Source organism: Ramlibacter sp. bp-362 (assembly GCF_054956735.1).
In genome coordinates this window covers 12,750-38,806 of the sequence record NZ_JBUDXE010000009.1, presented here as the reverse complement: position 1 = coordinate 38,806, position 26,057 = coordinate 12,750, and the positions used below count along the sequence as shown (strand labels likewise).

Annotated in this window: 29 protein-coding genes; 8 read left to right on the top strand and 21 right to left on the bottom strand. The window is 69.2% G+C overall.

Going from position 1 to position 26,057, the window contains the following annotated elements; translation table 11 throughout:
- Positions 1 to 131 precede the first annotated feature (131 nt).
- Positions 132 to 860 (bottom strand): glutathione S-transferase, encoded by a 729-nt coding sequence (locus ACY0MJ_RS14275; protein ID WP_462639144.1) that lies wholly within the window; start codon positions 858 to 860, stop codon positions 132 to 134.
- A 56-nt stretch (positions 861 to 916) separates the two neighbouring features.
- Positions 917 to 1,396, bottom strand: coding sequence for a VOC family protein (locus ACY0MJ_RS14270; RefSeq protein WP_462639143.1), 480 nt, complete (start codon positions 1,394 to 1,396; stop codon positions 917 to 919).
- Positions 1,397 to 1,491: 95 nt separating this feature from the next.
- Between ACY0MJ_RS14270 and ACY0MJ_RS14265 the strand changes: the two genes are divergently transcribed.
- Together ACY0MJ_RS14265 and ACY0MJ_RS14260 are read left to right on the top strand one after the other, a co-directional pair.
- On the top strand, positions 1,492 to 2,256 hold the full coding sequence (locus ACY0MJ_RS14265; RefSeq protein ID WP_462639142.1) for a YecA/YgfB family protein: 765 nt from the start codon (positions 1,492 to 1,494) through the stop codon (positions 2,254 to 2,256).
- 269 nt (positions 2,257 to 2,525) lie between these two features.
- On the top strand, positions 2,526 to 3,902 hold the full coding sequence (locus ACY0MJ_RS14260; protein ID WP_462639141.1) for an IS110 family RNA-guided transposase: 1,377 nt from the start codon (positions 2,526 to 2,528) through the stop codon (positions 3,900 to 3,902).
- A 7-nt stretch (positions 3,903 to 3,909) separates the two neighbouring features.
- Here ACY0MJ_RS14260 and ACY0MJ_RS14255 read toward each other — a convergent pair whose 3' ends face one another.
- The 9 genes from ACY0MJ_RS14255 to ACY0MJ_RS14215 form a co-directional block, all read right to left on the bottom strand.
- Positions 3,910 to 4,239 (bottom strand): AzlD domain-containing protein, encoded by a 330-nt coding sequence (locus ACY0MJ_RS14255; RefSeq protein ID WP_462639140.1) that lies wholly within the window; start codon positions 4,237 to 4,239, stop codon positions 3,910 to 3,912.
- Positions 4,236 to 4,910, bottom strand: coding sequence for an AzlC family ABC transporter permease (locus ACY0MJ_RS14250; protein ID WP_462639139.1), 675 nt, complete (start codon positions 4,908 to 4,910; stop codon positions 4,236 to 4,238). The genes ACY0MJ_RS14255 and ACY0MJ_RS14250 overlap by 4 nt, the downstream gene beginning before the upstream one ends.
- Before the next feature lie 87 nt (positions 4,911 to 4,997).
- Entirely contained in the window at positions 4,998 to 5,951 is a 954-nt protein-coding gene (locus ACY0MJ_RS14245) for a Gfo/Idh/MocA family oxidoreductase (RefSeq protein ID WP_462639138.1), read from the bottom strand.
- Positions 5,952 to 6,803, bottom strand: coding sequence for a class III extradiol dioxygenase subunit beta (locus ACY0MJ_RS14240; protein WP_462639137.1), 852 nt, complete (start codon positions 6,801 to 6,803; stop codon positions 5,952 to 5,954).
- On the bottom strand, positions 6,803 to 7,189 hold the full coding sequence (ligA, locus tag ACY0MJ_RS14235; protein ID WP_462639136.1) for a protocatechuate 4,5-dioxygenase subunit alpha: 387 nt from the start codon (positions 7,187 to 7,189) through the stop codon (positions 6,803 to 6,805). Before ligA ends, ACY0MJ_RS14240 begins: the two co-directional genes overlap by 1 nt.
- 1 nt (position 7,190) lies before the next feature.
- A complete protein-coding gene (locus ACY0MJ_RS14230) occupies positions 7,191 to 8,117 on the bottom strand; it encodes an amidohydrolase family protein (protein ID WP_462639135.1) in 927 nt (308 codons plus the stop codon).
- Between the two features lie 4 nt (positions 8,118 to 8,121).
- A complete protein-coding gene (gene ligK, locus ACY0MJ_RS14225; RefSeq protein ID WP_462639134.1) occupies positions 8,122 to 8,805 on the bottom strand; it encodes a 4-carboxy-4-hydroxy-2-oxoadipate aldolase/oxaloacetate decarboxylase in 684 nt (227 codons plus the stop codon).
- 2 nt (positions 8,806 to 8,807) lie between these two features.
- Entirely contained in the window at positions 8,808 to 9,842 is a 1,035-nt protein-coding gene (locus ACY0MJ_RS14220; protein WP_462639133.1) for an amidohydrolase family protein, read from the bottom strand.
- Between the two features lie 19 nt (positions 9,843 to 9,861).
- Positions 9,862 to 10,554, bottom strand: a complete 693-nt coding sequence (locus tag ACY0MJ_RS14215; RefSeq protein WP_462639132.1) for a substrate-binding domain-containing protein — start codon at positions 10,552 to 10,554, stop codon at positions 9,862 to 9,864.
- Positions 10,555 to 10,652: 98 nt separating this feature from the next.
- On the opposite strand from ACY0MJ_RS14215, the gene ACY0MJ_RS14210 reads away from it, so the two are divergent.
- Positions 10,653 to 11,567 (top strand): LysR substrate-binding domain-containing protein, encoded by a 915-nt coding sequence (locus tag ACY0MJ_RS14210; RefSeq protein WP_462639131.1) that lies wholly within the window; start codon positions 10,653 to 10,655, stop codon positions 11,565 to 11,567.
- Between the two features lie 34 nt (positions 11,568 to 11,601).
- Here the strand turns inward: ACY0MJ_RS14210 and ACY0MJ_RS14205 are convergent, their stop codons facing one another.
- The 8 genes from ACY0MJ_RS14205 to ACY0MJ_RS14170 form a co-directional block, all read right to left on the bottom strand.
- Entirely contained in the window at positions 11,602 to 12,567 is a 966-nt protein-coding gene (locus ACY0MJ_RS14205) for an AEC family transporter (RefSeq protein ID WP_462639130.1), read from the bottom strand.
- Between the two features lie 7 nt (positions 12,568 to 12,574).
- The gene (locus ACY0MJ_RS14200; RefSeq protein ID WP_462639129.1) at positions 12,575 to 13,552 is read right to left on the bottom strand and encodes a Bug family tripartite tricarboxylate transporter substrate binding protein; all 978 of its coding nucleotides are present in this window, start codon (positions 13,550 to 13,552) and stop codon (positions 12,575 to 12,577) included.
- Between the two features lie 4 nt (positions 13,553 to 13,556).
- Complete coding sequence (locus ACY0MJ_RS14195) at positions 13,557 to 14,261, bottom strand: ABC transporter ATP-binding protein (protein WP_462639128.1); 705 nt, start codon at positions 14,259 to 14,261, stop codon at positions 13,557 to 13,559.
- Entirely contained in the window at positions 14,254 to 15,048 is a 795-nt protein-coding gene (locus ACY0MJ_RS14190) for an ABC transporter ATP-binding protein (protein WP_462639127.1), read from the bottom strand. Before ACY0MJ_RS14190 ends, ACY0MJ_RS14195 begins: the two co-directional genes overlap by 8 nt.
- On the bottom strand, positions 15,045 to 16,007 hold the full coding sequence (locus ACY0MJ_RS14185; RefSeq protein WP_462639126.1) for a branched-chain amino acid ABC transporter permease: 963 nt from the start codon (positions 16,005 to 16,007) through the stop codon (positions 15,045 to 15,047). The genes ACY0MJ_RS14190 and ACY0MJ_RS14185 overlap by 4 nt, the downstream gene beginning before the upstream one ends.
- Complete coding sequence (locus ACY0MJ_RS14180; protein ID WP_462639125.1) at positions 16,004 to 16,867, bottom strand: branched-chain amino acid ABC transporter permease; 864 nt, start codon at positions 16,865 to 16,867, stop codon at positions 16,004 to 16,006. The genes ACY0MJ_RS14185 and ACY0MJ_RS14180 overlap by 4 nt, the downstream gene beginning before the upstream one ends.
- Before the next feature lie 34 nt (positions 16,868 to 16,901).
- The gene (locus ACY0MJ_RS14175) at positions 16,902 to 18,077 is read right to left on the bottom strand and encodes an ABC transporter substrate-binding protein (RefSeq protein ID WP_462639124.1); all 1,176 of its coding nucleotides are present in this window, start codon (positions 18,075 to 18,077) and stop codon (positions 16,902 to 16,904) included.
- Positions 18,078 to 18,255: 178 nt separating this feature from the next.
- Positions 18,256 to 19,014: a GntR family transcriptional regulator gene (locus ACY0MJ_RS14170; RefSeq protein WP_462639123.1), complete on the bottom strand. Its 759-nt coding sequence runs from the start codon at positions 19,012 to 19,014 to the stop codon at positions 18,256 to 18,258.
- 165 nt (positions 19,015 to 19,179) lie between these two features.
- On the opposite strand from ACY0MJ_RS14170, the gene ACY0MJ_RS14165 reads away from it, so the two are divergent.
- The 4 genes from ACY0MJ_RS14165 (at position 19,180) to gdhA (ending at position 23,881) form a co-directional block, all read left to right on the top strand.
- Positions 19,180 to 20,223, top strand: a complete 1,044-nt coding sequence (locus ACY0MJ_RS14165) for an aromatic ring-hydroxylating dioxygenase subunit alpha (RefSeq protein ID WP_462639122.1) — start codon at positions 19,180 to 19,182, stop codon at positions 20,221 to 20,223.
- 4 nt (positions 20,224 to 20,227) lie between these two features.
- Positions 20,228 to 21,184, top strand: a complete 957-nt coding sequence (locus ACY0MJ_RS14160) for a PDR/VanB family oxidoreductase (protein ID WP_462639121.1) — start codon at positions 20,228 to 20,230, stop codon at positions 21,182 to 21,184.
- A gap of 81 nt (positions 21,185 to 21,265) precedes the next feature.
- A complete protein-coding gene (locus ACY0MJ_RS14155) occupies positions 21,266 to 22,378 on the top strand; it encodes a 5-methyltetrahydropteroyltriglutamate--homocysteine S-methyltransferase (RefSeq protein ID WP_462639120.1) in 1,113 nt (370 codons plus the stop codon).
- A 159-nt stretch (positions 22,379 to 22,537) separates the two neighbouring features.
- Positions 22,538 to 23,881, top strand: a complete 1,344-nt coding sequence (gdhA, locus tag ACY0MJ_RS14150) for an NADP-specific glutamate dehydrogenase (RefSeq protein WP_462639119.1) — start codon at positions 22,538 to 22,540, stop codon at positions 23,879 to 23,881.
- A 30-nt stretch (positions 23,882 to 23,911) separates the two neighbouring features.
- Here gdhA and ACY0MJ_RS14145 read toward each other — a convergent pair whose 3' ends face one another.
- Both ACY0MJ_RS14145 and ACY0MJ_RS14140 read right to left on the bottom strand, forming a co-directional pair.
- Positions 23,912 to 24,496, bottom strand: a complete 585-nt coding sequence (locus ACY0MJ_RS14145) for a hemerythrin domain-containing protein (protein ID WP_462639118.1) — start codon at positions 24,494 to 24,496, stop codon at positions 23,912 to 23,914.
- A complete protein-coding gene (locus ACY0MJ_RS14140) occupies positions 24,493 to 24,972 on the bottom strand; it encodes a MarR family winged helix-turn-helix transcriptional regulator (RefSeq protein ID WP_462639117.1) in 480 nt (159 codons plus the stop codon). The genes ACY0MJ_RS14145 and ACY0MJ_RS14140 overlap by 4 nt, the downstream gene beginning before the upstream one ends.
- Before the next feature lie 93 nt (positions 24,973 to 25,065).
- Between ACY0MJ_RS14140 and ACY0MJ_RS14135 the strand changes: the two genes are divergently transcribed.
- Entirely contained in the window at positions 25,066 to 26,049 is a 984-nt protein-coding gene (locus ACY0MJ_RS14135) for a Vgb family protein (protein ID WP_462639116.1), read from the top strand.
- Positions 26,050 to 26,057: the final 8 nt, after the last annotated feature.

Here is a 26,057-nt window from a genome sequence, read left to right as displayed (position 1 = left end):
GGGGACGGAACTCCTTGTTTGCATGAAGGAGGTCGGAGCCGTCCTACGCGCGGGAGTTCACCGCACCTACACCTGTAGGCGGCGACCTGCGGAAATTTACCGCTCGCAACGCCTACGGCAGCCCCGCGACGCTAAGCGTCGAGCTCGCGGTACTGGCGGAAGATGCCTTGCTGGTTGAACGCGATGCGGCGGTCGCTTCCGAGGTAGGCGCGCAGCCGCCGGTGCGCGGCGACGCCGTCGTGCAGCGCGCACACGAGCGGCGCCTTCTTCAGCACGCGGCCCGCCGCCTTCGGGAAGGCGTAGCGCAGGCCGGCGACCAGCTGGAACAGCGACAGGTCCGCATAGCTCAGGCGTGCACCGACCAGCCGCGGCACGGCCGCGCCCGCGTTGCGCGGATTGCGCTGCAGGATGGCCTCGAACCAACCGATGAACTTGGGGAGCCGCTCGCGGCGGAAATCGGCGGCGCGGCGCAGCGCCTCGTCGCGCTGGTCCTCGTAGTACCGGCCGCTCGCGATCGGGTGGTGGGTGTCGTGCACCTCGGTCACGCAGTCCGCGAGGGTCAGCTGGATCTGGTGCGTCCACAGCGCATCCGCCTCGCTCTTGCCCACGAGGCCCAGCCGCGGGCCGAGGTACAGCAGGATCGCCGCGGTCTGCGCGACGACGAGCTTGCCGTCCACGAGGAAGGGCGCGGCGAACGGCGGGCGGCGCACTTCGGGTGACTCGAGGTAGTGCGCCATCGCGTCCATGCCGCCCTCCTCGCGCGCCACGTCCACGTAGTCGGCGCCCGCCGCCTCCAGCGCGAGCCGCACGAACTCCCCGCGGCCGGGGATCGTGGGCCAGTAGTGCAGCTCGTAGGGCATGAGTGACTTTCTCCCTCTCCCCGCCGGGGAGAGGGCCGGGGTGAGGGGCTGCCGGCTCAGCCGCGCCGGGCCGCCTCGAGCTTCGCGATGTCGATCTTCCCCATGTCCATCATCGCCTCGAACACCCGCTTCGCGGCGGCGCGGTCCGGGTCCGAGATGGCTTCGACCAGCATGCGGGGCGTGATCTGCCACGAGACGCCCCACTTGTCCTTGCACCAGCCGCAGGCGCTCTCCTGGCCGCCGTTGCGCACGATCGCGTTCCACAGCCGGTCGGTCTCCTCCTGGCTGTCGGTCAGCACCTGGAAGGAGAAGGCCTCGTTGTGCTTGAACTCGGGACCGCCGTTCAGGCCGACGCAGGGAATGCCCATCACGGTGAACTCGACGATCAGCGGATCGCCCTCCTTGCCCGACGGGTAGTCCCCGGGCGAGCGGTGGACCGCGCCGACCGTGGTGTCGGGGAAGGTCTGCGCATAGAAGCGGGCCGCCTCGAGGGCGGCGCCGTCGTACCAGATGCAGACGGTGTTCTTGCTGGGCATGTCCGGCCTCCTTGCGCAACGCGGTGCGGGGCCGATGGTAGCGGCAAGACGGCGCAACGCATAATCGCGGCCCTGCCCCGCAACTGGATCGAACCGTGACCGCCCCCACCGCCGCCGCCAGCGGCCCCCTCGCTCCCGAAGACTTCGACGCGCTCGACGACGAGCTGGACCTGCTGCGCGAGCAGGACGAGGAGATCCCTCAGTGGGAGTTCTGCGAGGGCTTCCTCGCCGCGCTGCTGTGCATGCGCCGCGAGGTGCCGCCCGAGGAGTACTGGCCCGTGCTGCTGGGCGAGGCCTTCCGGCCCATGGAGCACATGGAGTTCGTCTGGCGCTGGCGCCGCCGCTGGCAGGAGATTGCCACGGCGCTCGACCAGCCGGTCGAAGTGCTGGAGGACGAGCGCACCTACCACCCGGAAGCGATGGACACGCGCGGCGCCATCCTGGCGCTGCCGCCGGAGGAGCGCTTCGAGGGCGACCTGGACAACCTGCCGGCCTATGCGCAGGTGTGGGCGCTGGGTTTCATGTACGCCGTGGAGACCTGGCCGGAAGAGTGGGAGCTGCCGCGCGACCGCGAGGTGGCGGAGATGATGGACAACGCGCTGCAGGACATCGTCGCGCTGACCGAGGGCGACCCCGGCGAACCGGCGGTCTCCATGTACAGCGAGGACGGCCCGCCCAGCGTCAGCAACGAACGGCTCGACGCGGTGGGCTCGGCGATCTGGGCCGTGTACGAACTGCGGCAGGTCGCGCGCTCGCTGGGCCCGCGCATCGATCCGGTCCGCAAGCCGGAGGAACCCGGCCGCAACGACCCGTGCCCCTGCGGCAGCGGCAAGAAATACAAGAAGTGCCACGGCGCCTGACCTGCTCCCTCTGTCGCTCGCGGGAGAGCCTGATGCAGGCGCACCTGCCGACTTGCGCCCCAGAACCGGTCTAGCCTAGATTGAAGGGGCTCGCGACGCGGCGAGCAGTGTGGCCGCCTTACCCTGTGGCGCTGACTGCCCGTGGGAGAGACTGGTTTCGGCGAACGGCAATCGACTTGTTTGGTGAGCTTTGCTTCCCGCTGGGTAGGTTTGACCGATCTGAGTTCGCCGAGCTCGCCGCTGCCGGGCGTCATGCCACAGGAGCGACGATGAAAGCTTTGCCCGTTCTGGACCCCAAAGCCACCGGCATCGACGTGGGCAGCGAACATCTGCACGTGTCGATCGGAGGCGACCAGCCGCGCGTGTTTGGCACCATGACACGCGATATTGGCGCACTGGTGCAGTGGCTGCGTGATGAAGGAGTTCGCTCCGTCGCGATGGAGGCCACGGGTGTCTATTGGATGTGCCTGTATGCCGCGCTGACCGACACGGGAATCGAAGTCCTGGTGGTCAATGGCCGCCATGTGCGCAACGTGCCGGGGCGCAAGACGGACATGGCCGATTGCCAGTGGATTGCGACGCTGCACGCGCATGGGCTGCTGAGCTCGGGCTTCGTGCCTTCGGCGCAGATCCGGCAACTGCAAGACTACATGCGGCTGCGGGAGGACCACACGCGCATGGCAGCCACGCACGTGCAGCACATGCAGAAAGCGCTTGAGCGCATGAACATAAAGTTCCACGACGTCATCGCTGATGTCACCGGGGCAAGTGGGATGCGGGTCATCCGAGCCATCCTGGAGGGCCAGCGAGACCCTCAGGCGCTGCTGCAGCTGTGCGATGTGCAGATCCGCAAATCCAAAGCCGAGCGGGTGGTCGAGTCCCTTCGCGGAACATGGCAGGCTGAGCACCTCTTTGCGCTCAGGCATGCGCTGGCCGGCTGGGACTTTTACCAGCAGCAGATTGCCGAGTGCGATGGCGCAATCGAGCGGGTGCTGCACGATGCAGGCGGCCCTCCCGAAGCTGGAGTCCAGGCCGGCAGCCGTAAGCCCGGTGGCACCAACACACCACGGATCAGCGGGCTGCACGGCATGCTGGTCAGCATGTGCTCAGGTGTCGATCCGACCCTCATCCCGGGGCTGGCCGACCACTCACTGCTGCGCGTCATCAGCGAAACCGGCGTGGACCTGACGCAGTGGCCCTCTGCAGCTCACTTCACCTCCTGGAGCGGCTTGGCGCCCGGTGCGGCCCAAAGCGGCAAACGTCGCAAGTCCCAGGCGCGCCCACTCAACCGGGTAGGCCACATCTTCTGCGACATGGCCCGCAGCGTCACCAAGACCAAAGACAGTGCATTCGGTGGCTTCTATCGCCGCCTCAAAGCCCGCCGCGGCGGCCTGGTGGCACTGAAGGCGCTGGCGCGCAAGCTCGCGGCCATGTTCTGGCGCGTCATGGTCCATGGCGCCGAGTACGTCGAAGAAGGCTTGCAACGCTACCAGCAGCGCGCCTCGATCAGCGAGCAGCGTGTGTTGGCAAAGCTGGCACGAAAGCACGGCATGCAGCTCACCCCCGCAACCACAGCCGCGCCCTTATGCGCAGGAACCGCCACACCCCTTATCCCTTATAGAGGTTCTTGGGTAGGGCCGGGGTGAGGGCCGGCTACCAGCCCACCCCGAACTTCAGCGCCAGCATCACCCCCGTGCCCACCACGATCGTGCCGAACAGGTCGCGCTGCCAGGTGAAGTAGGCCAGGCCCGCCGCGGCGCCGAAGATGCGCGCGTCGCGCCAGGTCTGCACCAGGTGCCCCTGCGTCATGAGGATCTCGGGCGCGACCACCGCGATCAGCGCCGCGATCGGCGCGTAGCGCAGGCCTTCGCTCAGCCAGCGCGGCATGGGCAGGTCCTCTTCCGGCAGCAGGAAGAAGGCGCGGCACAGCAGCGTCACGACGGCCATGCCCAGGATGGTGAGGAAGATCTCGAACGGGCTCATGCCGCTCCCTCCTCCTTGCCGCGCCGCGCGTGCTGGGCGACCACGCCGACGGCCACGGCCGCGGCGATCGCGACCACGATGTTCAGGCGCAGCGGCAGCCCGTACGCGGCCACGGCGGCGCAGGCGGCGACGAAGGCCGCCAGCCAGGTCGAGCGGCTGCGCAGCTGGCCGCAGGCCAGCGCCAGCAGCGCCATGCTGCCGGCGAAGGCGATGCCCCATCCGGGCGGAATCGCGTCGCCGGCCAGGATGCCGGCGAGCACGGCGAGCTGCCAGGCGCCGTAGTTCACCAGCGCGGCGCCCCAGAAGTAGTCCACCTGCCCCGGTTCGGGCCGCGGCTCCGGGTAGCGGTGCAGGAACATGGCGAAGATCGTGTCCCCCATGAAGTAGCTGAGGATCACGCGCCGGCGCCGCGGCAGGTGCGCGAAGTAGGGCCGGTACTGGTAGCTGAAGACCAGGAAGCGCAGGTTGACGCAAGCCACGGTGGCCCACACCACCCACATGGGCGCGTCGCCGGTGATCAGGGGCAGCGCCGCCACCTGCGAGGAGCCTGCCGAGACCAGCACCGACATGAGGATGGCCAGCGGGATGCCCATGCCGCTCTTGGCCATGGCGGCGCCGGCCACCACGCCCCAGGCGGAGATGCCCAGGGTGATGGGGCCGCAGTCGCGCATGCCGGCCAGGAACTGGGGTCGGCGAACGCGGGCGCGCGCCCTGCGCCACGCCCTGGTGATGGTCTCGGAGTTCGGAATGCGCCGAGCTTACCGGAGCTGCTGCTCGAGCTGGTCCAGCACCTCGTAGCAGGGCAGCACTTTCGCCACACTGGAGTTCGGCTCGCGCCCCTCGCGGATGGCGGCGATGAACTCGCGGTCCTGCAGCTCGATGCCGTTCATGGAGACGTCGACCTTCGACACGTCAATCTTCTCCTCCTTGCCGTTGAACAGGTCGTCGTAGCGCGCGATGTAGGTCGCGGTGTCGCCGATGTAGCGGAAGAAGGTGCCCAGCGGGCCGTCGTTGTTGAAGGACAGCGAGAGCGTGCAGATCGCGCCGCTTTCCGTCTTCAGCTGGATGCTCATGTCCATGGCGATGCCCAGCGTCGGGTGGATCGGGCCCTGGACGGCGTTGGCCTTCACCACGCGGCTGCCGGTCTGGTACTGGAACAGGTCCACGGTGTGCGCGGCGTGGTGCCACAGCAGGTGGTCGGTCCAGCTGCGCGGCTGGCCCAGCGCGTTCATGTTGGTGCGGCGGAAGAAGTAGGTCTGCACGTCCATCTGCTGGATGTGGAACTCGCCGGCCTGGATCTTCTTGTGCACGTACTGGTGGCTGGGGTTGAAGCGGCGCGTGTGGCCGCACATGGCCACCAGCCCGGTCTTCTTCTGCGTCTCGACGACGGCGCGGCCCTCTTCCAGCCGGTCGCACAGGGGGATCTCCACCTGCACGTGCTTGCCGGCCTTCATGGCGGCGATGGACTGCTGCGCGTGCATCTGCGTCGGCGTGCACAGGATCACGGCGTCCACGTCCGGTCGGGCCAGCGCCTCGTCCAGCGAGGTCGTCACGTGCTTCGCGCCGTACTTCTGCGCCACGTCCTGCGCCTTGCCCAGTTCCCGGCCGATGATCGAGGTGATTTCCACGCCCTCGATGTTCTTCAGGCCGTCGAGGTGCTTGATGCCGAAGGCGCCCGGGCCCGCCAGGGCGATGCGGATGGTCTTGCTCATTCAGTTCTCCAGGATCATGTGGCCGACGGCGGTGTTGGACGCCGGCACGTGATAGAAGCGGTGCTTCAGCTTGGGCTCGGGGCCGCCGGCGGCGTCGGCCATCGCGCCGCGCGCGATCAGCCACATCACCAGCTCGATGCCCTCGCTGCCCGCCTCCTTGACGTAGTCGATGTGCGGCAGGCGGGCCAGGTCCTCGGGATCCTCGACCAGGCGGTCCAGGAAGCGGTTGTCCCACTCCTTGTTGATCAGGCCGGCGCGCGGGCCCTGGAGCTGGTGGCTCATGCCGCCCGTGCCCCAGATCTGCACGTTCAAGTCCTCGTCGAAGCTCTCCACCGCCTTGCGGATCGCCTGCCCCAGGCGGAAGCAGCGCATGCCGCTCGGCACGGGATACTGCACCACATTGACGGCGAAGGGGATGACCTTGAAGGGCCACTCCTTGGGCTGGCCGCACATCAGCGACAGCGGCACCGTCAGGCCGTGGTCCACGTCCATCTTGTTGACGATGGTGAGGTCGAAATCCTGCTGGATGACCGAGTGCGCGATGTGCGAGGCGAGGTCCGGCGCGCCGATGACCTTGGGCACCGGCCGCGGGCCCCAGCCCTCGTCGGCCACGGCGAATTCCGCCGCGGTGCCGATGGCGAAGGTCGGGATGAAGTCCAGGCTGAAGGCCGTGGCGTGGTCGTTGAAGACCAGGAACACGACGTCAGGCTTGTTCTCCTTCAGCCATTGCCGGGAGAACTCGTAGCCGGAGAAGACCTTCTGCCAGTACGGCTCCTGGGTCTTGCCCAGGTCCATCGCCGCGCCGATGGCCGGCACGTGCGAGGTGTAGACGGATGCGGTGATGCGCGCCATTACTTCTTGTCCTTCTCGGGAGTCCAGGTGGCGGGCCGGCCGCCGGACACCATCATTTCGCGGTAGGCGTCCTCGGTCATGCCGGTCATGGAGCCCGCCATCTGCTGGAAGCTCTTGCCATCGGTGGCGCCGATCTTCGCGAGGAAGTAGATGTTGCCCCCCAGCGCGATGCAGCGGTTCAGGTCGCGGGCCAGCACGGCCTGCTTCTGCTCCTCGGTCATCGCCCATTCGTCCAGGTAGGCGCGTTCGTCCTTCTTGAAGCGCTCGCGGTTCTCGGGCTTCATCAGCGACATGCAGAACTGGTTGAGCCAGTAGCCCTTGCGGCTCTGGTCCGCATCGAAGATCGTGGTGCCGGGAATGCCGGCATAGGGTTTCTCGAGCGACATGTCAGCCTCCTTTGGCCTCTTCCGGCCAGTAGAGCCGGTTGGGGTTGTCGACCAGCAGCTTCCTCTGGAGTTCCGGCGTGGTGGCGATGTGCGGGATGTAGTCCACCAGCAGGCCGTCGTCGGGCATGTGGTTCTTCAGGTTCGGGTGCGGCCAGTCGGTGCCCCACAGCACGCGGTCCGGGAAGGACTCCACCACCTTGCGCGCGAAGGGCACGACGTCGCGGTAGGCGTTGCGCTCGCCGTTGAGCGCCGGCGGGCCCGAGACCGACAGGCGCTCGGGGCAGCTCACCTTGCTCCAGACGTTCGGGTGCTCGCGCATGAACTTCAGGAACAGCTCGAACTCGGGGCCGTCGATCGGCTTGGTCACGTCAGGGCGGCCCATGTGGTCCACCACCACCGTGGTCGGCAGCGCGGTGAAGAAGTCCCACAGCTCGGGCAGGTCCACCGCCTCGAAGTAGATCACCACGTGCCAGCCGAGCGGCGCGATGCGCGCGGCGATCTCCATCAGTTCGTCCTTGGGCGTGAAGTCCACCAGGCGCTTGACGAAGTTGAAGCGCACGCCGCGCACGCCGGCGGCGTTCATGGCCTGCAGCTCGGCGTCACTGATGCTGCGCTTGACGGTGGCCACGCCGCGGGCGCGGTTGTCCGAGTGCTGCAGCGCGTCGATGAGCGCGCGGTTGTCGGCGCCGTGGCAGGTGGCCTGCACGATCACGTTCTTCGCGAAGCCCAGGTGGTCGCGCAGCGCGAACAGCTGCTCCTTGCTGGCGTCGCAGGGCGTGTACTTGCGCTCGGGCGCATAGGGGAACTGCTCGCCCGGGCCGAACACGTGGCAGTGCGCATCGACGGCGTTGGGGGGCAGCTTGAACTGCGGCTTGCTGGGACCCTGGTACCAGTCCAGCCAGCCGGGGGTCTTGGTGAATTCGCTCATGGGTTCAGTCGATGTAACGCAGGCCGGCCTTCGCGAGCGGCTCGCGCATCTTGTACATGTCCAGCCCCAGCACGCCGGAAGCCAGCTTCGCGCGCTTCTCGCCTTCGTTGGCTTCGCGGGCGGCGGCGGCGTCCAGCACCTTCTTCGCCATCGCGGCGGGCACGCAGACGACGCCGTCGTCGTCGGCCACGATCACGTCACCCGGGTGCACCAGCGAGCCGGCGCAGACCACGGGGATGTTCACCGAGCCCAGCGTCGCCTTGACCGTGCCCTTGGAGCTGATCGCGCGGCTCCACACGGGGAAGCCCATCTCGGTCAGCGTCTTCACGTCACGGCAGCCGGCGTCGATCACCAGGGCGCGGGCGCCGCGCGACTGGAAGGAGGTGGCCAGCAGGTCGCCGAAGAAACCGTCGGTGTTGTCGGTCGTGCAGGCGGCCACGACGATGTCGCCGGGCTGGATCTGCTCGGCCACGACGTGCAGCATCCAGTTGTCGCCGGGCTGCAGCAGCACGGTGACGGCGGTGCCGGACACCTGGGCGCCCGGGTAGATCGGGCGCATGTAGGGCTTCATCAGGCCCACGCGGCCCATGGCCTCGTGCACCGTGGAAGCGCCGAACTTCGCCAGCGCGTCGGCGGTCTGCGCGTCGGCGCGCTGGATGTTGCGGTAGACGACTCCGAGTTCGTACATGGTCAGCGTCCTTCTTTCTTGAGTCGCGCGTCGAGGCTGGGGAAGACGCGGCGGGTGTTGGCTTCGAAGATCTGGTGCTTGTCTTCGGGCGAGAGGATGGTCGACGCGTCGATGTACTTCTTCGTGTCGTCGTAGTAGTGGCCCGTGGTCGGGTCGATGCCGCGCACGGCGCCGATCATCTCGGAGGCGAACAGCACGTTCTTCACCGGGATCACCGTGTTCAGCAGGTCGATGCCCGGCTGGTGGTACACGCAGGTGTCGAAGAAGACGTTGTCGAGCAGGTGCTCGTCCAGCAGCGGCTTCTTCATCTCCTGCGCCAGCCCGCGGAAGCGGCCCCAGTGGTAGGGCACGGCGCCGCCGCCGTGCGGGATCAGGAAGCGCAGGGTCGGGAAGTCCTTGAACAGGTCGCCCTGCAGCACCTGCATGAAGGCCGTTGTGTCCGCGTTCAGGTAGTGCGCGCCGGTCGTGTGGAAGGCCGGGTTGCAGCTGGTGGACACGTGGATCATCGCCGGGATGTCGTACTCCACCATCTTCTCGTAGATGGGGTACCACCACTTGTCCGTCAGCGGCGGCTCCTTCCAGTGGCCGCCCGAGGGGTCGGGGTTCAGGTTGATGCCCACGCAGCCGTACTGCTCCACGCACTTCACCAGCTCCGGCAGGCAGGTGCGCGGGTCCACGCCGGGCGACTGCGGCAGCATCGCCACCGGCACGAAGTGCTCGGGGAACAGCTGCGAGACGCGGAAGCACAGCTCGTTGCAGATCGCCGCCCAGGTGCTCGAGACATTGAAGTCGCCGATGTGGTGCGCCATGAAGCTCGCGCGCGGCGAGAACAGCGTCATGTCGTTGCCGCGCTCCTTCATCAGGCGCAGCTGGTTGTTGGCGATCGACTCGCGGATGTCGTCGTCGGGGATCTTCAGGTCCTCGACCTTCGGCATCAGCGACGCATCCTGGATGCCGGCGATCTGCTTATTGCGCCACTCCTCCAGCTGCTTGGGGGCCGTGGTGTAGTGGCCGTGGCAATCGATGATCAGGCTCATGGGTTCTGGTTTCCTCGGTTCAGGCGGCGGGTTCCATGCCGTTGCGGCGCTTGGCCGCGTCGGCCTCCGGCGAGGCCATGAAGGCCAGCAGCTCGCGCACGGCCTCGGCCTGCCGCGAGGCCTGGCACAGCGCGCCGGAGAAGGTGGTGGTGATCTGGACGGCGGCCGGCATGGGGCCCAGCACGGTGATGCCTTCCAGGTGGATCAGTTCGCTCAGTTGCTGGAAGCCCAGGGCGACCTCGCCGCGCGCGACCAGCGCGCCGACGGGGATGCCGGGCGGCGCCTGCACGAGCCGCCCCTGCAGCTCCTGCGCGATGCCCCAGCGTTCGAACAGCTTGACCAGCGCGACGCCGCTCGGGCCGGTGGAATAGCCCACGGTCGAAGCGGCGAGCACGGCCTTCTTCAGCGCCGCCTCGCTGCCCACGTCCGGGCGCGGGGCGCCGGCGCGCACGGCGATCGCCACGGGCGAGTCGACCAGGTCCACGCGGCTGCCCGCGACGACGCTGCCGCCGGCCACGAGCTTCTCGATCGCGTCCTTCGCCAGGACGACGAAGTCGAAGGGCTCGCCGGCCGCGACGCGCTTGGCGGCGTCGACGCCGCCGATGGATTCGACGGCCACCTGGCGCCCGGAGCGCTCGCCGAAGGCTTGGGCGAGTTCGCCCAGCACCTGGCGCGTGGCCATCGAGGAGATTCCCTGCAGGGTGGCGTTCATGGCGCGCATTGTGGGCGCCCGCGCCGGCGGGGTACAGGGAAGCCCGTGACTAGCAGGTATAGCGGTTCGGCATAATTCCGGACCAGCTATTCCGCTTCATGGACCTCAAGCAGCTCGAATACTTCGTCCGCGTCGCCGAACTGGGCAGCTTCACGCGGGCCGCGATCGAACTCGACGTGGCGCAGCCGGCGCTCAGCCGCCAGGTGCGCCTGCTCGAGGTGGAGCTGCGCCAGACCCTGCTGGTGCGCAATGGCCGCGGCGCCGTGCCCACCGAGGCCGGCAAGCTGCTGCTGGAGCACAGCCGGGGCATCCTGCACCAGGTGGAGCGCGCCCGCGACGACCTGGGGCGCCTGCGCGGCGGCCTGGCGGGGCGCGTGGCCGTGGGCCTGCCGAACAGCGTCGCCCGCGTGCTGACCGTGCCCCTCACCCGCGCGTTCCGCGAGGCCTTGCCGGAGGCGCGGCTGTCGATCAGCGAAGGACTCTCGGGCAGCCTGCAGGAAGGGCTGGTCAGCGGCCGGCTGGACATCGTCGTCCTCTACAACGCCCAGCCGGCGCGCGAACTGGACCTCACGCCCCTGATGGAAGAGGACCTGCTGCTGGTGCGCGCCCGCCCGCCGGGCCTGCACGAGGATCCGCCGCCGGGGCCGGTGTTGCTGGAGGAAGTGGCGCGGATGCCGCTGGTGATCCCGACCCGGCCGAACGCGATCCGCATGCACGTGGAAGCCGAGATGGCGGACATCGGCTGCCGGCCCAACGTGGCGCTGGAAATCGACGGCGTCTCGGCGATCCTGGACCTGGTGCTCGATGGCGCCGGCTGCGCCATCCTCTCGCGCAACGCCTTGCTGAACAGCCCCCGCCCCTCGGCCTACACCGCGCAGCAGATCGGCACGCCGCCGCTGCGCATCCGGCTGTCGCTGGCGACCAGCCTGCAGCGGCCGGCGACGCCGGTGCAGAAGGCGACGCTGGATCTCATCCGGGCGAAGGCGCCGGGGGTGGTCGCGCGGGTGTTCTGATGTTCGGCTGGGGTTCGCTGCGCTCACCACCAGCCTACGCGATCGCGTGCTGCACGAACCACACCACCGCCGTCAACGTGAAGAACCCCGCCACCGTCGTCCCCAGCTGCGCCGCCGCGGCCATCGTGTCGTGCCCGTGCTCCTGCGCCAGGATCGGGTAGATCCCCAGCATCGGCACCGCGCTCATCACCACCACCGCCACCTGCAGCTCGCGCGCCATCGGCGGCAGCAGCAGCACCGCCACCAGCACGCACAGCGGATGCAGCAGCAGCTTGCCGGCGGCGATCGCCGCGACGTCGCGGGCCAGCCCGCGGGCCGGGATGCCCACCAGCGAGCCGCCGATCACGAACAGCGCCACCGAGCCGCAGGCCAGCGCGAACAGGTCCACCGTGCGCGCGACCGGCGCCGGCAGGTGCCAGCCCGCCAGCGAGAACAGGAAGCCGATGGCGATGCCCCAGATCATCGGGTTGCGCGCCACGCTGCGCAGCGACTGCGCCAGCGCCACGCGCAGCCGCTCGCCGCGCCCCTGCCCCGCCACCGCCTCGCCCGGGTCGCTGCCCGCCAGCGCCAGCGAGAAGGGCAGCAGCAGGAAGTTCTCGACCACCATCGCGAGCGCCAGCGCGACGCCGGCGTTCACCGGGCCGAACAGCTGCGTGACCAGCGGGAAACCGATGAAGCCGCTGTTGGGGCAGGACATGCCCATGCCCACGATCGCCGCCTGCGACAGCGGCTTGCCCGCCACGCGGCGCGCCCACAGCACGCCCAGCAGGTTGGCGGCCAGCGAGCCGCCGGCATAGGCGGCCACGAACACCGGGTTGAGCACCTCCGCCACGCTGCGCTGCGACAGCGCGTTGAACAGCAGCGCCGGCAGCGCGATGTTCACCACGAACTTGCCGAACACGCGCATGTCGGCGCGGGCGAACAGCCCGGCGCGCGTGCACAGGAATCCGATGCCGGCCGCGAGGTAGATCGGGCCGGTGATCGCCAGAACCGAAGGCACGGGGCGGCTACTGGCGCGGGATCTTCGCCCGCGTGATCACGTCGCTCCAGCGCTGGATCTCGCTCGCGAGCAGCGAGCCGAGCTGCTCGGGCGTGCTCCAGCGCGCATCCACCGCGAGGTCGGCCAGGCGCTTCTTCAGCGCGGGGCTTTCCAGCACGACCTTCAGTTCGCGGTTGAGGCGGTCGATCACCGGGCGCGGCGTCTTCGCCGGCGCCGCCAGCGCGTTCCACGAAGCGATGTGCAGGCCCTTCAGAGCACCGCCGCTCTCGGACGCGGTCGGAACGTCGGGCAGCCCCGTCGGCCGCTTCTCGCCGAAAGTCGCCAGCGCGCGCAGCGCCTTCGCGGTGATCTGGGTCTTCACCGGCGCCAGGATCTCCACGCCGGCATCGACCTCGCCGGAACGCAGCGCGGTGATCACCGCCGGCGTGCCGTTGAAGGGGATCACCTGCACGTCGATGCCGGCGGTGGTCTTGAACAGTTCCGCCGCCAGGTTCTGCGTGCTGCCGACGGCCACCGTGGCGACGTTCAGCTTGCCGGGGTTCGCCTTCGCGTACGCCAGCAGGTCGGCGAGCGTCTTGAAGCGCGAGTTCTGCGCCACCACGACGGCGATGTCGAAGGTGCCCAGCAGCGAGATCGGCGCGAAGTCCTTGCGCGCGTCGAAAGGCAGCTTAGAGAACATGCCTTCGCTCACGGCCGTGCCGTTGCTCATGAGGAGCAGCGTGTAGCCGTCAGGCTCGGCCTGCGCGACGAGCGAACCGGCCGTGACGCCGCCGGCGCCCGGCCGGTTGTCGATGATCACGCTCTGCCCGAGGCGCTCGCCGAGCTCCTGCCCGACCGCGCGCGCCGTCAGGTCGGCGACGCCGCCGGGGCCGAAGGGGACGACGATGCGGATGGTCTTGGTGGGCCAGGTGCCCTGGGCGGCGAGCCAGGGCGTGAAGAGGGCGGCGGCCGCGCCGGCCAGCGCCAAACGGCGGTGTTGGTTCATCCGGCTATCGTGCCACACCCAGCAGGCGGTCCAGCAGCTGCGGCGCCGCGCGCAGGGCGGCGGCCGTGTCCGCGTGCACGATGGTGCCGTGGTCCAGCACGATCGCCTGGTCGGCGATCGCCAGGATGGCCTGCGGATGCTGCTCCACGATGATGGCCGAGAGGCCCTCCTCGCGCGTGATGCGCGCGATGGCGCGCAGCAGCTCCTGCACGATGATGGGCGCGAGGCCTTCCAGCGGCTCGTCCAGCAGCAGCAGCCTGGGGTTGACGACCAGCGCGCGGCCCATGGCGAGCATCTGCTGTTCGCCGCCGGACAGCTGCGTGCCCAGGTTGCCCTTGCGCTCCGCCAGGCGCGGGAACAGCTCGTAGACGCGCTGCGGCGTCCAGCGGCCCGGCCGCGCCACGGCCGTGAGGTTCTCGTGCACCGTGAGCGACTTGAAGATGTTGCGCTCCTGCGGCACCCACCCGATGCCCGCGCCGGCGCGCTGGTGCGGCGCCAGCTTGTGCAACGCGGCGCCCGCGAGCGTGATCGTGCCGCCGTGCTGCCGGGTCGCGCCGGCCAGCGTGTTGATCAGGGTCGTCTTGCCGGTGCCGTTGCGACCGAGCAGCGCGAGCGTCTGCCCTTCGCCGAGCGCGAAGGAGATGTCGTTCAGCACCACGGCCTCGCCGTAGCCCGCGCTCAGGTGCTCGACCTTCAGGAGTTCAGCCATGCGTGGCCTCCGTCGCGGTGGGCAGCTGCTCGTTGATCTCGTCGCCGTGGCCCAGGTACACCGCCTTCACCTCCGGGTTGGCCGCGATCTCGTCGGGCGTGCCTTCGGTCAGCACGCCGCCGTTGACCAGCACGGTCATGCGGTCGGCGAAGCTGAAGACGAGGTCCATGTCGTGCTCGATCAGCAGCACGGACACGTCGGCCGGCAGTTCGGCCACCGTCTGCAGCAGTTCCTCGCGTTCGCCGGCAGGAACGCCGGCCACCGGTTCGTCCAGCAGCAGCACGCGCGGCTCGCAGGCCAGCGCGATGGCGATCTCGAGCAGGCGCCGCTTGCCGTAGGGCAGGTGCTCCGTCTTCTGGTTCGCGACCTCGGCCAGCCGGAACTGCTCCAGCAGTTGCTGCGCGCGCTCGGCCACCGCGGCGTCCTTGCCGAGGGAGCGCCACCAGCGCGCGCCCAGGCCGCGCTGCTGCGACACCACCAGCGCCAGCGTCTGTAGCGGCGTCATGGACGCGAACAGCTGGTTGATCTGGAAGGTGCGCACCATGCCGCGGCGCACGCGCTGGTGCGGCGCGAGCCGGCTGATGTCGCGGCCTTCCAGCGTGATGCGGCCGGCGGTGGGCGGCAGCACGCCCGTCAGCAGGTTGATGAGCGTCGTCTTGCCGGCGCCGTTCGGCCCGATCAGCGCGTGGCGGGCGCCGCGCCGCAGGTCCAGCGAGACGTCGTTGGTGGCGGTGATGCCGCCGAACTTCTTCACCAGGCCCTGGCAGGACAGCACGATGTCGCTCATGCGCGCTTCCTCCACCAGGTCCAGGGCTTGAACAGCCGGTCGCGGCCGATCAGCACCAGCAGCACCAGGAACAGGCCGATCCAGAAGGTCCAGTACTGCGGCGTCAGCTGCGACAGCAGGTCCTGCATCAGCTTGAACACGATCGCGCCGATGAAGCCGCCATAGAGCCAGCCCACCCCGCCGATCACCAGCATCAGCAGCACGTCGGCCGAGCGGTGGAACTCCAGGATGTCGATGGAGGCGAAGCCGGTGGTCTGCACCAGCAGCGCGCCGGCGGCGCCGGCCATCGCGGCGGCGATCGTGTACACGGTGATGAGGCGCGCGTGCACCGGGATGCCGATGGCCATCGCGCGCAGGCGGTTGTCGCGGATCGCCTTCAGCGTCGCGCCGAAGGGCGAGTGCACGATGCGCCGCGCCACCAGGAACAGCAGCAGCAGCACCGACACCGAGTAGTACGCGGCGGTGCGGCCGTACAGGTCGAACTCGAAGCGGCCCAGCACCGGCTTGAACATCAGGCCCTGGATGCCGTCGGTGCCGCCGGTGAGCCAGTCCAGCTTGTTCGCCAGCTCCAGCAGCAGCAGCGCCACGCCCAGGGTCACCATCAGGCGCGTGAGGTCGGTGCCGCGCAGCACCGTGAGGCTCGCCACCAGGCCCAGCAGGGCCGCCGCGCCCATGGACACCAGCAGGCCCAGGTGCGGGTCGGGGTTCACGTGCTGGCAGAACAGCGCGGCGATGTAGCCGCCGAAGCCGAAGAAGGCGACGTGGCCGAGCGACACGATGCCGCCGTAACCCAGCACGAGGTCCAGCGACACGGCGAACAGGCCGACGATGGCGACCTCGTTGATGATCAGCGCGTAGCTGGGGAGCAGCACCGGCGCCGCGAAGGCCAGGAGCCACAGCACGGGCTCCCACATCTTCATGCGGCTGTCGCGCAGCAGCGAAGCCTGGGCTGCGTTCATGCCTTGCCCCCTTGCCGCACGAACAGGCCGTGCGGCTTCCACAGCAGGATGACGATCATCAGGCTGTAGACGATGAAGCCGCCCATCTTGGGGATGTAGTACTTGCCCGCCACGTCGGCGATGCCCAGCAGCAGCGCCGCCAGCAGCGGGCCGGTGATCGAGGAGGTGCCGCCGACGGCCACCACGATCAGGAAATAGATCATGAACTTGAGCGGGAAGGTCGGGTCCAGCCCCAGCACCTCGGCGCCCAGCGCGCCGCCCAGGCCCGCGAGGCCCGAGCCGAAGGCGAAGGTGGAGAGGAACACCACGTTGACGTTGATGCCCATGCCGGCGGCGACGCGCTGGTCGTCTACCGAGGCGCGCAGGCGGCTGCCGAAGCGCGTCTTTGCCAGGATGTACTGCAGGACGACCGTGAGCGCCGCGCACACCGCGATGATGAACAGGCGGTAGTGGCCCATGCCCAGCGAACCGATCTCGGTGCGGCCCTTGAGCCAATCCGGCAGCTGCATGATCTGCTGCGTGGAGCCGACGTAGAAGTCCACCGCCGCCACCGACATGAACGCGAGGCCGATGGAGAACAGCACCTGGTCCAGGTGCGGCTTGTGGTACAGCGGCCGGTACAGCGTGCGCTCCAGCACGGCGCCCACCAGGGCCGGCACAAGGAAGGCCAGCGGCAGGCAGACCAGGAAGGGCACGTCGTAGCGCTGCATCAGCAGCACGGTGACGTACCCGCCCACCATGGCGAAGGCGCCATGGGCCAGGTTGATGAAGTTCATCAAGCCCATGGTGACGGCCAGTCCGACCGCCAGCACGAACAGCAGCATGCCGTAGGCGATGCCGTCGAAGAGGATGGTGAGCATGTGAGAGGGGCGCCCGCGGCGCCCTGCGCTGCGATTACTTCCGCGCCTTCCCCGGATCCTTCACGTCCTTGATGACGTCGAATTCCACGTTGTACAGCGAGCCGTTCTTCTTCTCGACCTTGCGCAGGTAGATGTTCTGCACGATGTCGCGGGTCTGCGCGTCGATGTACACCGGGCCGCGCGGGCTTTCGAAGACCATGCCCTTCATCGCGGCCACGAGCGCGTCGCCGCCGCCCTTGCCGCCGGTCTTCTTCAGCGCTTCGTAGATCACGCGCATGCCGTCGTAGCCGCCCACGGCCATGAAGTTCGGCCGCAGGTTGTTGTTGGCCTTCTCGAAGGCGGCCACGAACTTCTTGTTGGCCGGCGAGTTGTGGTCGGCCGAGTAGTGGTGCGAGGTGACCACGCCCAGCGCGACCTCGCCCATGTCGGCCAGCTGGTCGTCGTCGGTCACGTCGCCGGTGCCGATCAGCTTGATGCCCGCCTTGTCCATGCCGCGCTCGGCGAACTGCTTCATCAGCGCCGCGCCGGCGCCCGAGGGCACGAACACGAACAGCGCGTCCGGCTTGAGGTCGCGCACCTTCTGCAGGAAGGGCGCGAAGTCCGGGTTCATCAGCGGCACGCGCAGCTTCTCGACGATCTTGCCGCCGTTGAACTGGAAGCGCTCGTTGAAGAACTTCTCGGCGTCGATGCCGGGGCCGTAGTCGGACACCAGCGTCACCACGCTCTTGATGCCGTTCTTGGGCGCCCAGTCGGCCAGCGCCACGGCGGCCTGCGGCAGCGTGAAGCTGGTGCGGACGATGTAGGGCGAGGCTTCGGTGATGCTCGACGTGGCGGCGGCCATCACCACCAGCGGCGTCTTGGATTGCGTGGCGATCGGCGCGACGGCCAGGGCGGAGGGCGTGATGCCCATGCCGGCCAGGACGTTGACGTGGTCGTTGACCACCAGTTCCTGCGCCAGGCGGCGGGTGTTGGCCGGCACGCTGCCGTCGTCCTTCACGATCAGCTCGATCTTCTTGCCCGCGACGGTGTTGCCGTTCTGCGCCATCCACAGCTTGGCGGCGGCCTCGATCTGGCGGCCCGTGGTGGCCTGCTGGCCCGTCATCGGCAGGATCAGGCCGATCTTGAAGACGTTGTCCTGGGCGAAGGCGAGGCCGGTGGCGCCGGACAGGCCGAGGACGATCGCGGCATGGAGGAAGCTTCTCTTGTGCATGGCTTTCGGGCTCCTGAGGTTGGTGCAGGCGTGCGTGCACGTTGCCGCCCGCGTGACGTCGCTGCGCATTCTGGTCGCACGGCGTCCGCGCGCAAGCTGGGACCGGACTCTAGCAGTTATCGACAAATGCAATAGCGATGCGGCCGTTATGGCGATGAGCAGGGGCTCGGCGCGCGCATCAGCGCTGCCGGATCAGGCGGACGCCCGGCATGCGGGCCGGGTCGGGGCTCTGCACCGCCTCGCGCAGGTTGCGCTGGGCCAGGCGGGAGTGCTCGCGCATGATCCCCTCGGCGCGGGCGCCCTCGCGCCGCTCGATGGCGTCGAGCACCTGCCGGTGCTGGTCCTGCGCCACGATCAGCATGTCGCGCGCCTTCGGCGAGTTGGCCTGCACCACCACGAAGCCCGAGGGCGAGGCGAAGGGCAGGTTCACCACCCGCTCCAGCTCGCGCGCCAGCACCGTGCTGCCGGCCATCTCGGCGAGCAGGTTGTGGAAGCGCTGGTTCAGGGCGACGTAGCGGGTGAAGGCCTCGTCGTCCAGCGCGTGCTGCTGCAGCACGGCATCGATCTCCGCGAGACAGGCGCGTGCCTCGGCCAGGACGACCGAGGCCACGCCCCGTTCCGCCGCGAGCCGGGCCACCAGGCCTTCGATGGTGCCGCGCAGTTCGATGGCGTCGGCGACGTCGCGCTCGGAGAAGGTGCGCACCGCGTAGCCGCCGTTGGGAAGCGCCTGCAGCAGGCCCTCCTGCTCCAGCCGCATGAGGGCCGCGCGGATGGGCGTGCGGGAGACGCCCAGGCGCTCCACCAGCGTGAGCTCCGCGATGCGGGCGCCGCCGGCCAGCTCGCCGGCCAGGATCATCTCGCGCAGGCGCAGCTGGGCCTTGACGGCCTGGGAGGCGCTGGCGTCGTCGCCGGCCGGCAGGGGCAGCCGGGCGCTCATGCAGGACTTTCTGTATACATGAAGCGAGATTACCGGCGGCGAGTCTTGGCGTCAATGCCAGAGCTGCAGAGGAAAACGAGCGCTACCACCCGGCCCTCGATGTATACAGGCGGTATTCCTTGGGCCATAATTCCCCATCCCTTCCCCACTTCCGCCTGCCCTGCCATGTTTCCCAAGAACGCCTGGTACGTCGCCTGCATGCCCGACGAGATCGATGACAAGCCGCTCGGCCGCACCATCTGCAACGAGAAGATCGTGTTCTACCGGGGCGTCGACAGCCGGGTCGCCGCGCTGGAGGACTTCTGCCCGCACCGCGGCGCCCAGCTGTCGCTCGGCACCGTCTGCGAGGGCAACCTGGTCTGCGGCTACCACGGCCTGGTGATGGGCTGCGAGGGCAAGACCGTCTCCATGCCCGGCCAGCGCGTGCAGGGCTTCCCCAGGATCCGCGCCTACCCCGTCGTCGAGAAATACGGCTTCATCTGGGTGTGGCCCGGCGACGCCGCCCTGGCCGACCCCGCCAAGATCCACCACCTGGCCTGGGCGGAGAGCCCCGACTGGGCCTACGGCGGCGGCCTGTACCACATCGCGTGCGACTACCGGCTCATGGTCGACAACCTGATGGACCTGACGCACGAGACCTACGTGCACACCACCAGCATCGGCCAGAAGGAGATCGACGAGGCGCCGGTGACGACGAAGACCGACGGCGACCACGTGATCACCAGCCGCTTCATGGACAACGTGATGGCACCGCCCTTCTGGCGCGCCAACCTGCGCGGCAACCAGCTGGCCGACGACGTGCCGGTGGACCGCTGGCAGGTCTGCCACTTCTACCCGCCGAGCCACGTGATGATCGAGGTCGGCGTGGCCCACGCGGGCCACGGCGGCTACGAGGCGGACCCCAAGCACAAGGTGTCCAGCATCGTGGTGGACTTCCTGACGCCGGAAACCGAGACCAGCATGTGGTACTTCTGGGGCATGGCGCGCAACTTCAACGTGAAGGACACCAACCTCACGGCGCAGATCCGCGAGAACCAGGGCCGCGTGTTCGCCGAGGACAAGATGGTGCTGGAGGCGCAGCAGCAGAACCTGGCCAAGTACCCGGATCGCCGGCTGCTGATGCTCAACATCGACGCCGGCGGCGTGCAGTCGCGGCGCATCATCGATCGCATGATCGCGGCCGAACAGCCGCAGAAGCTGGCGGCCTGACCCGATGACGCAGCTCACCCTGAAGGTCGTCCGCCGCAGGCAGGAAGCGCAGGACATCGCCAGCTTCGAGCTGGCCCGCCCGGACGGCGCCCCCCTGCCCGCGTTCAGCGCCGGCTCGCACATCGACGTGCAGGTGCCCGGCGGGCCGGTGCGGCAGTATTCGCTGTGCAACGACGCGGCGGAGCAGCACCGCTACCGCATCGCCGTGCTGCGCAACGCGGCCTCGCGCGGCGGCTCGGCCGGCATGCACGACGCCGTGCGGGAAGGCGACACGCTGCAGGTCAGCGAGCCGCGCAACCACTTCCCGCTGGTCCAGGCGCAGCGGACGCTGCTGTTCGCGGGCGGCATCGGCGTGACGCCGCTGCTGTGCATGGCGCAGCGGCTGGCCGCGATCGGCGCCGAGTTCGCGCTGCACTACTGCACCCGCTCGCAGGAGCGCACCGCCTTCCGCGAGGAGATCGCCGCCTCCGCCTGGGCCGCCCGCGCGCGCTTCCACTTCGACGACGGCCCGCCCTCGCAGAAGCTGCACCTGGAGCGGGCGCTCGGGGCGCCGCAGCCGGGGACGCACGTGTACGTCTGCGGGCCCACGGGTTTCATCTCCTTCGTGCTCAAGACGGCCGAGGGCCTGGGCTGGAGCAAGGAGCAGCTGCACGTCGAGTACTTCGGCGCCGAGACGCAGGACAAAGCCCGCGATGGCGCCTTCCAGGTGAAGATCGCCAGCACCGGCGCGACCTACGAGGTGCCGGCGGACCAGACGGTGGTGCAGGCGCTGCAGGCTCACGGCATCGAGATCCTCACCTCCTGCGAACAGGGGGTGTGCGGCACCTGCATCACGCGCGTGCTGCAGGGCGAGTGCGACCACCGCGACCTGTACTTCACCGACGAGGAGAAGGCGAAGAACGACCAGTTCACGCCCTGCTGCTCGCGGGCGAAGAGCGCCCTGCTGGTGCTGGATCTCTAGGAGCTGGGGTTCGCTGCGCTCACCACCAGCCTACGGGCGCCGACCGTTTAATATCCGCTCTTCCCCGAGAGAGACACGACCATGATGAAACTCCCCGCCCGCTACGACCACGTCGGCAGCTTCCTGCGCCCGAAGTACCTGCTGGAGGCCCGCGCCCAGAAGGCGCGCGGCGACATCACGCCCGAGCAGCTGCGCAAGGTCGAAGACCAGGCGATCGCCGAGATCGTGAAGTTCCAGGAGGACGTGGGCCTCAAGAGCATCACCGACGGCGAGTTCCGCCGCACCTATTTCCACATCGACTTCCTGGAGCAGCTGGGCGGCGTCAAGACCGACATCCCGGTCACGGTCGAGAAGCCCGACGGCACCGAGGAACTGGCCCCGCCGGTGATCCGCGTGATCGACAAGGTGCGCCACGCCAAGGACATCCAGAAGCCCGACTTCGAATACCTCAAGTCCCAGGTGTCCGCCGGCCGCACGCCCAAGGTGACCATTCCGTCGCCGACCATGCTGCACTTCCGCGGCGGCCGCGCCGGCATCAGCAAAGAGGCCTACCCCGAGCTGGACCCGGTGTTCTACGACGACGTGGCCAAGGCCTACGGCGACGAGCTGCGCTCCCTGTACGCGGCGGGCTGCCGCTACGTGCAGATGGACGACACCAACCTCGCCTACCTGTGCGACGAGAAGATGCGCGAGGCCGCCCGCCAGCGCGGCGACGACCCCAACGAGCTGCCGCACCGCTACGCGAAGTTCATCAACAAGGTCGTGGCGCAGAAGCCCGAAGGCATGCTGCTCGCCATGCACCTGTGCCGCGGCAACTTCAAGAGCACGCACGCGGCGGCCGGCAACTACGAGCCGGTGGCGGAGGCCCTGCTGAAGGAAATGGACATCGACGCGTACTTCATGGAGTACGACGACGAGCGTTCCGGCGACTTCCGCCCGCTGCGCTACCTGCCCAAGGGCAAGACCGTGGTGCTGGGCCTGGTGACCACCAAGTTCGGCCAGCTGGAAAGCAAGGACGCCCTGAAGCGCCGCATCGAGGAAGCCGCGAAGTACGCGCCGATGGAGCAGCTGGCCCTGTCGCCCCAGTGCGGCTTCTCCAGCACGGTCCACGGCAACAACATCGCCGTGGAAGACCAGCGCAACAAGCTGCGCCTGGTGATCGAGACCGCGCGGGAGATGTGGGGCGAGGATTGATCGTCATCCCCGCGAAGGCGGGGACCCAGGGCTCCCCCAAAAGCGCCGCCATCGCGGCGCTTTTTCTTTGCGCGCGCTCAACTTTCCGGGTCATGCAAAACCCGCATGACTTCATTCAGGCAGAATCGTCCTCTCTCCCTCACCTTTCCTCCCGAACAAGTGAAGTACCAGAACACCAGTGCGTTCCTCGCCCAGGTTGCCGCCCGCAACCCGGGCCAGCCCGAATACCTCCAGGCCGTGACCGAAGTGATGGAGAGCCTGTGGCCCTTCATCGAGCGCAACCCGCGCTACACCGAGCACGGCCTGCTCGACCGCCTCGTCGAGCCCGAGCGCATGATCCAGTTCCGCGTGAGCTGGATCGACGACAAGGGCGAGGTCAACGTCAACCGCGGCTACCGCATCCAGCACAGCTCCGCGATCGGCCCGTACAAGGGCGGCCTGCGCTTCCACCCCTCGGTCAACGCCTCGATCCTGAAGTTCCTGGCCTTCGAGCAGACCTTCAAGAACGCGCTGACCACGCTGCCCATGGGCGGCGCCAAGGGCGGCAGCGACTTCGACCCCAAGGGCAAGAGCCCCGGTGAGGTGATGCGCTTCTGCCAGGCCTTCGTCACCGAGCTGTACCGCCACATCGGCGGCGACACGGACGTGCCGGCCGGCGACATCGGCGTGGGCGGCCGCGAGGTCGGCTTCATGAACGGCATGATGAAGAAGATCACCAACCGTTCCGACTGCGTCTTCACCGGCAAGGGCATGGCCTACGGCGGCTCGCTGATCCGCCCCGAGGCCACCGGCTACGGCACGGTGTACTTCGCGCAGGAGATGCTGCACCGCTCGGGCCGCGACCTGCAGGGCATGCGCGTCAGCGTCTCGGGTTCCGGCAACGTGGCGCAGTACGCGGTGGAGAAGGCCATGGCGCTGGGCGCCAAGGTCGTCACCGTGTCCGACTCCAGCGGCACCGTGATCGACGAGGACGGCTTCACGCCGGCCAAGCTCGCCGAGCTGATGGAGGTGAAGAACCACCTGTACGGACGCGTGAGCGAGTACGCCGAGCGCACCAAGAGCCGCTTCCACGCCGGCATGAAGCCCTGGGGCGTGAAGGTCGACGTCGCCCTGCCCTGCGCGACGCAGAACGAGCTGGACGAGGAAGACGCCCGCACGCTGGTGAAGAACGGAGTGATCTGCGTGGCCGAGGGAGCCAACATGCCCTCGACGCTGGGCGCCGTGGAAGTGTTCGAGCAGGCCAAGGTGCTCTACGCGCCGGGCAAGGCCAGCAACGCCGGCGGCGTGGCCACCTCCGGCCTGGAGATGAGCCAGAACGCCATGCGCCTGTCGTGGCCGCGCGAGGAAGTCGACGCGCGCCTGCTGGTCATCATGAAGGGCATCCACGCGGCGTGCGTCCAGCACGGCCAGCGCGAGGACGGTTCGGTGAGCTACGTCGCCGGCGCCAACGTGGCCGGCTTCGTCAAGGTCGCCGAGGCCATGCTGGCCCAGGGCGTGGTCTGAGGGGCCTGCCCGGGCCTCCCTCGCGCCGCGTCAGCGGCGCGGCGCGAGCGCCGCGCTCAGGCCGGCGATCATCTCGCCTTGTTCGGGGGCGCTGAGCGCCGGCATCATCCAGCCCATGTCGGCCAGCGTCTCCGCCACGGTGCGGCTCGCGCCGAAGCTGGCCATGACGCCGGCCAGCTCCGCGTCCGTGCAGCACTCCCACAGCACGGGCATCGTCCGCTCCTCGGCATCGAGGTGCTGCAGGTACCGGGCGATGAAGGCGTTCAGCGCCCGGTAGAAGGCGAGTCCGCCGGCGCGGCGCTGCGCCGCGGGCGCCGCGTCCACATCGCGCAGCATCTGCAACAGCTCCTCCTGCGCCCGTTCCAGCGCCTCGTGCTCGCCGTCGAGCGCGGTGCGGCTCGCCTTGCGGGCGAGCAGCGGGTGGATGAACCGCTCCTCGTGCACGGCGTGCGCGGACAGTTGCGCCAGCACGGCCGCCAGCTCCCTGGAGAGTTCGCGCACCGCCTCCTGCTGCTGGCAGTCCGCCGTGGCTGCGTGCTGCGAGAGCCGGAAAAGCCGGGCGCGCAGTCCCTTGTGCACCTTGGTGTAGAAGTCGATCCTGCCTGCGTTCGTCATTTGCGCCTCCTGGTGGCTGCGGGCGGGTGCTGCCGGACCAGCTGCACCAGCGCCCGAATGAATGCCCTCGCCTGCTCCACGTCGGCGCGCACCAGCTGCGCCGCCAGCGGCGCCTCCCATTCCGCGGCGGCCGCGGAGAGGCGCGCTAGGGTGCTGCTGCCCTGGGGGGTGAGCCCCGCCCGCGGCGCGCGCTGGTGATCGGGATTGGGCTCGTAGCGCAGCAGGCCTTCCTGCTCCAGCGCGTCCGCGACCCGCTGCACGCTCTGGCGCGCCAATCCCAGGCGGCGCGCGAGTTGCGCCACCGTCTGTCCCCCGGCCGAAGCCGCGGAGAGCACCTTCCAGCGCGCCCCGGTCTGGCCGACGGCCGCCGCGATGGCGTCTCCGCTGCGACCGAGCTCGCCGGCGAGTTCATAGACATCCGCCACGAGCAGGGCGAAGCCCTCGGCATCCAGGGTCGGCCTGGTTCGGCTGGTCATGACAGCATACTGTCATTTTGAACGCATGCTGTCAATATCGTTTCCCGCCGCCGGACCGCGCACAATGGCGCGAGGCTCGTGCAGGAGGACGTCATGCTGCCCTCGCCCATGCTCACCCGGCGCCCCGTGCTGGCCGCCCTCGCCGCCGCCGGCCTGGCCCTGCCTTCGGCGCGCGCGGCCACGATGCAGTCGTGGAAGCTCGCCACCTCGCGCCGCACCGGCATCCACGACGTCGCCCCGGCGCCCGACGGCGGCGTCTGGTTCAGCGCCCAGGCCAGCGGCCACCTCGGCTGGTTCGAGCCCGCCACCGGCCGCACCGAACTCGTCCCGCTCGGCTCCGGCTCGTCCCCGCACGGCGTGATCCAGGGGCCCGACCGCGCGGCCTGGCTCACCGACGGCGGCCAGAACGCCATCGTGCGCGTGGGCTGGCCCGACCGGAAGATCACGAAATTTCCGCTGCCCACCGGCACGCCCTGGGCCAACCTGAACACGGCCACCTTCGACGGCGACGGCGACCTGTGGTTCACCGGCCAGGCCGGCTACGTCGGCCGCGTCGCCGTGCGCAGCGGCCAGGTGAGCGTGAAGGAAGCGCCGCGCGGCCGCGGCCCCTACGGCATCTGCACCACGCCCTCCGGCGACGTGTGGTGGTGTTCGCTGGCCGGCTCCTTCATCGCGCAGGTCGACCGCCGCAGCGGCGACTCGCGCATCGTTGAGCCGCCTACGCGCGGCCAGGGCGCGCGCCGCGTGTGGAGCGACAGCCGCGGGCGCATCTGGGTGAGCGAGTGGAACAGCGGCCAGCTCTCGGTGCACGACCCCGCCGCCAACACCTGGCGGGCGTGGAAGGTTCCGGGCGAGCGGCCGATGATCTACGCCGTCTACGTGGACGAGCGCGACCAGGTGTGGGCCAGCGACTTCGGAGGCAATGCCGTGTGGTCGTTCGACCCGCGCAGCGAGAAGTTCGAGAAGCACGCGCTCCCGCGCGAGAGCGGCAACGTGCGGCAGATCCTGGGCCGCAAGGGCGAGGTGTGGCTGCCGGAAAGCGGCACCGAGCACATCGCCGTGATCCGCACCGGCTGAGGCCCGGA

What these genes read in the sequence shown, in the direction of transcription:
- ACY0MJ_RS14275 (WP_462639144.1), bottom strand. Translation starts at nt 860, where the DNA reads ATGCCCTACGAGCTGCACTACTGGCCCACGATCCCCGGCCGCGGGGAG.
- ACY0MJ_RS14270 (WP_462639143.1), bottom strand. Translation starts at nt 1,396, where the DNA reads ATGCCCAGCAAGAACACCGTCTGCATCTGGTACGACGGCGCCGCCCTC.
- ACY0MJ_RS14260 (WP_462639141.1), top strand. Translation starts at nt 2,526, where the DNA reads ATGAAAGCTTTGCCCGTTCTGGACCCCAAAGCCACCGGCATCGACGTG.
- ACY0MJ_RS14255 (WP_462639140.1), bottom strand. Translation starts at nt 4,239, where the DNA reads ATGAGCCCGTTCGAGATCTTCCTCACCATCCTGGGCATGGCCGTCGTG.
- ACY0MJ_RS14250 (WP_462639139.1), bottom strand. Translation starts at nt 4,910, where the DNA reads ATGCGCGACTGCGGCCCCATCACCCTGGGCATCTCCGCCTGGGGCGTG.
- ACY0MJ_RS14245 (WP_462639138.1), bottom strand. Translation starts at nt 5,951, where the DNA reads ATGAGCAAGACCATCCGCATCGCCCTGGCGGGCCCGGGCGCCTTCGGC.
- ACY0MJ_RS14240 (WP_462639137.1), bottom strand. Translation starts at nt 6,803, where the DNA reads ATGGCGCGCATCACCGCATCCGTCTACACCTCGCACGTGCCGGCCATC.
- ligA (WP_462639136.1), bottom strand. Translation starts at nt 7,189, where the DNA reads ATGTCGCTCGAGAAACCCTATGCCGGCATTCCCGGCACCACGATCTTC.
- ACY0MJ_RS14230 (WP_462639135.1), bottom strand. Translation starts at nt 8,117, where the DNA reads ATGAGCGAATTCACCAAGACCCCCGGCTGGCTGGACTGGTACCAGGGT.
- ligK (WP_462639134.1), bottom strand. Translation starts at nt 8,805, where the DNA reads ATGTACGAACTCGGAGTCGTCTACCGCAACATCCAGCGCGCCGACGCG.
- ACY0MJ_RS14220 (WP_462639133.1), bottom strand. Translation starts at nt 9,842, where the DNA reads ATGAGCCTGATCATCGATTGCCACGGCCACTACACCACGGCCCCCAAG.
- ACY0MJ_RS14215 (WP_462639132.1), bottom strand. Translation starts at nt 10,554, where the DNA reads ATGAACGCCACCCTGCAGGGAATCTCCTCGATGGCCACGCGCCAGGTG.
- ACY0MJ_RS14210 (WP_462639131.1), top strand. Translation starts at nt 10,653, where the DNA reads ATGGACCTCAAGCAGCTCGAATACTTCGTCCGCGTCGCCGAACTGGGC.
- ACY0MJ_RS14200 (WP_462639129.1), bottom strand. Translation starts at nt 13,552, where the DNA reads ATGAACCAACACCGCCGTTTGGCGCTGGCCGGCGCGGCCGCCGCCCTC.
- ACY0MJ_RS14195 (WP_462639128.1), bottom strand. Translation starts at nt 14,261, where the DNA reads ATGGCTGAACTCCTGAAGGTCGAGCACCTGAGCGCGGGCTACGGCGAG.
- ACY0MJ_RS14190 (WP_462639127.1), bottom strand. Translation starts at nt 15,048, where the DNA reads ATGAGCGACATCGTGCTGTCCTGCCAGGGCCTGGTGAAGAAGTTCGGC.
- ACY0MJ_RS14185 (WP_462639126.1), bottom strand. Translation starts at nt 16,007, where the DNA reads ATGAACGCAGCCCAGGCTTCGCTGCTGCGCGACAGCCGCATGAAGATG.
- ACY0MJ_RS14180 (WP_462639125.1), bottom strand. Translation starts at nt 16,867, where the DNA reads ATGCTCACCATCCTCTTCGACGGCATCGCCTACGGCATGCTGCTGTTC.
- ACY0MJ_RS14175 (WP_462639124.1), bottom strand. Translation starts at nt 18,077, where the DNA reads ATGCACAAGAGAAGCTTCCTCCATGCCGCGATCGTCCTCGGCCTGTCC.
- ACY0MJ_RS14170 (WP_462639123.1), bottom strand. Translation starts at nt 19,014, where the DNA reads ATGAGCGCCCGGCTGCCCCTGCCGGCCGGCGACGACGCCAGCGCCTCC.
- ACY0MJ_RS14165 (WP_462639122.1), top strand. Translation starts at nt 19,180, where the DNA reads ATGTTTCCCAAGAACGCCTGGTACGTCGCCTGCATGCCCGACGAGATC.
- ACY0MJ_RS14160 (WP_462639121.1), top strand. Translation starts at nt 20,228, where the DNA reads ATGACGCAGCTCACCCTGAAGGTCGTCCGCCGCAGGCAGGAAGCGCAG.
- ACY0MJ_RS14155 (WP_462639120.1), top strand. Translation starts at nt 21,266, where the DNA reads ATGATGAAACTCCCCGCCCGCTACGACCACGTCGGCAGCTTCCTGCGC.
- ACY0MJ_RS14145 (WP_462639118.1), bottom strand. Translation starts at nt 24,496, where the DNA reads ATGACGAACGCAGGCAGGATCGACTTCTACACCAAGGTGCACAAGGGA.
- ACY0MJ_RS14140 (WP_462639117.1), bottom strand. Translation starts at nt 24,972, where the DNA reads ATGACCAGCCGAACCAGGCCGACCCTGGATGCCGAGGGCTTCGCCCTG.
- ACY0MJ_RS14135 (WP_462639116.1), top strand. Translation starts at nt 25,066, where the DNA reads ATGCTGCCCTCGCCCATGCTCACCCGGCGCCCCGTGCTGGCCGCCCTC.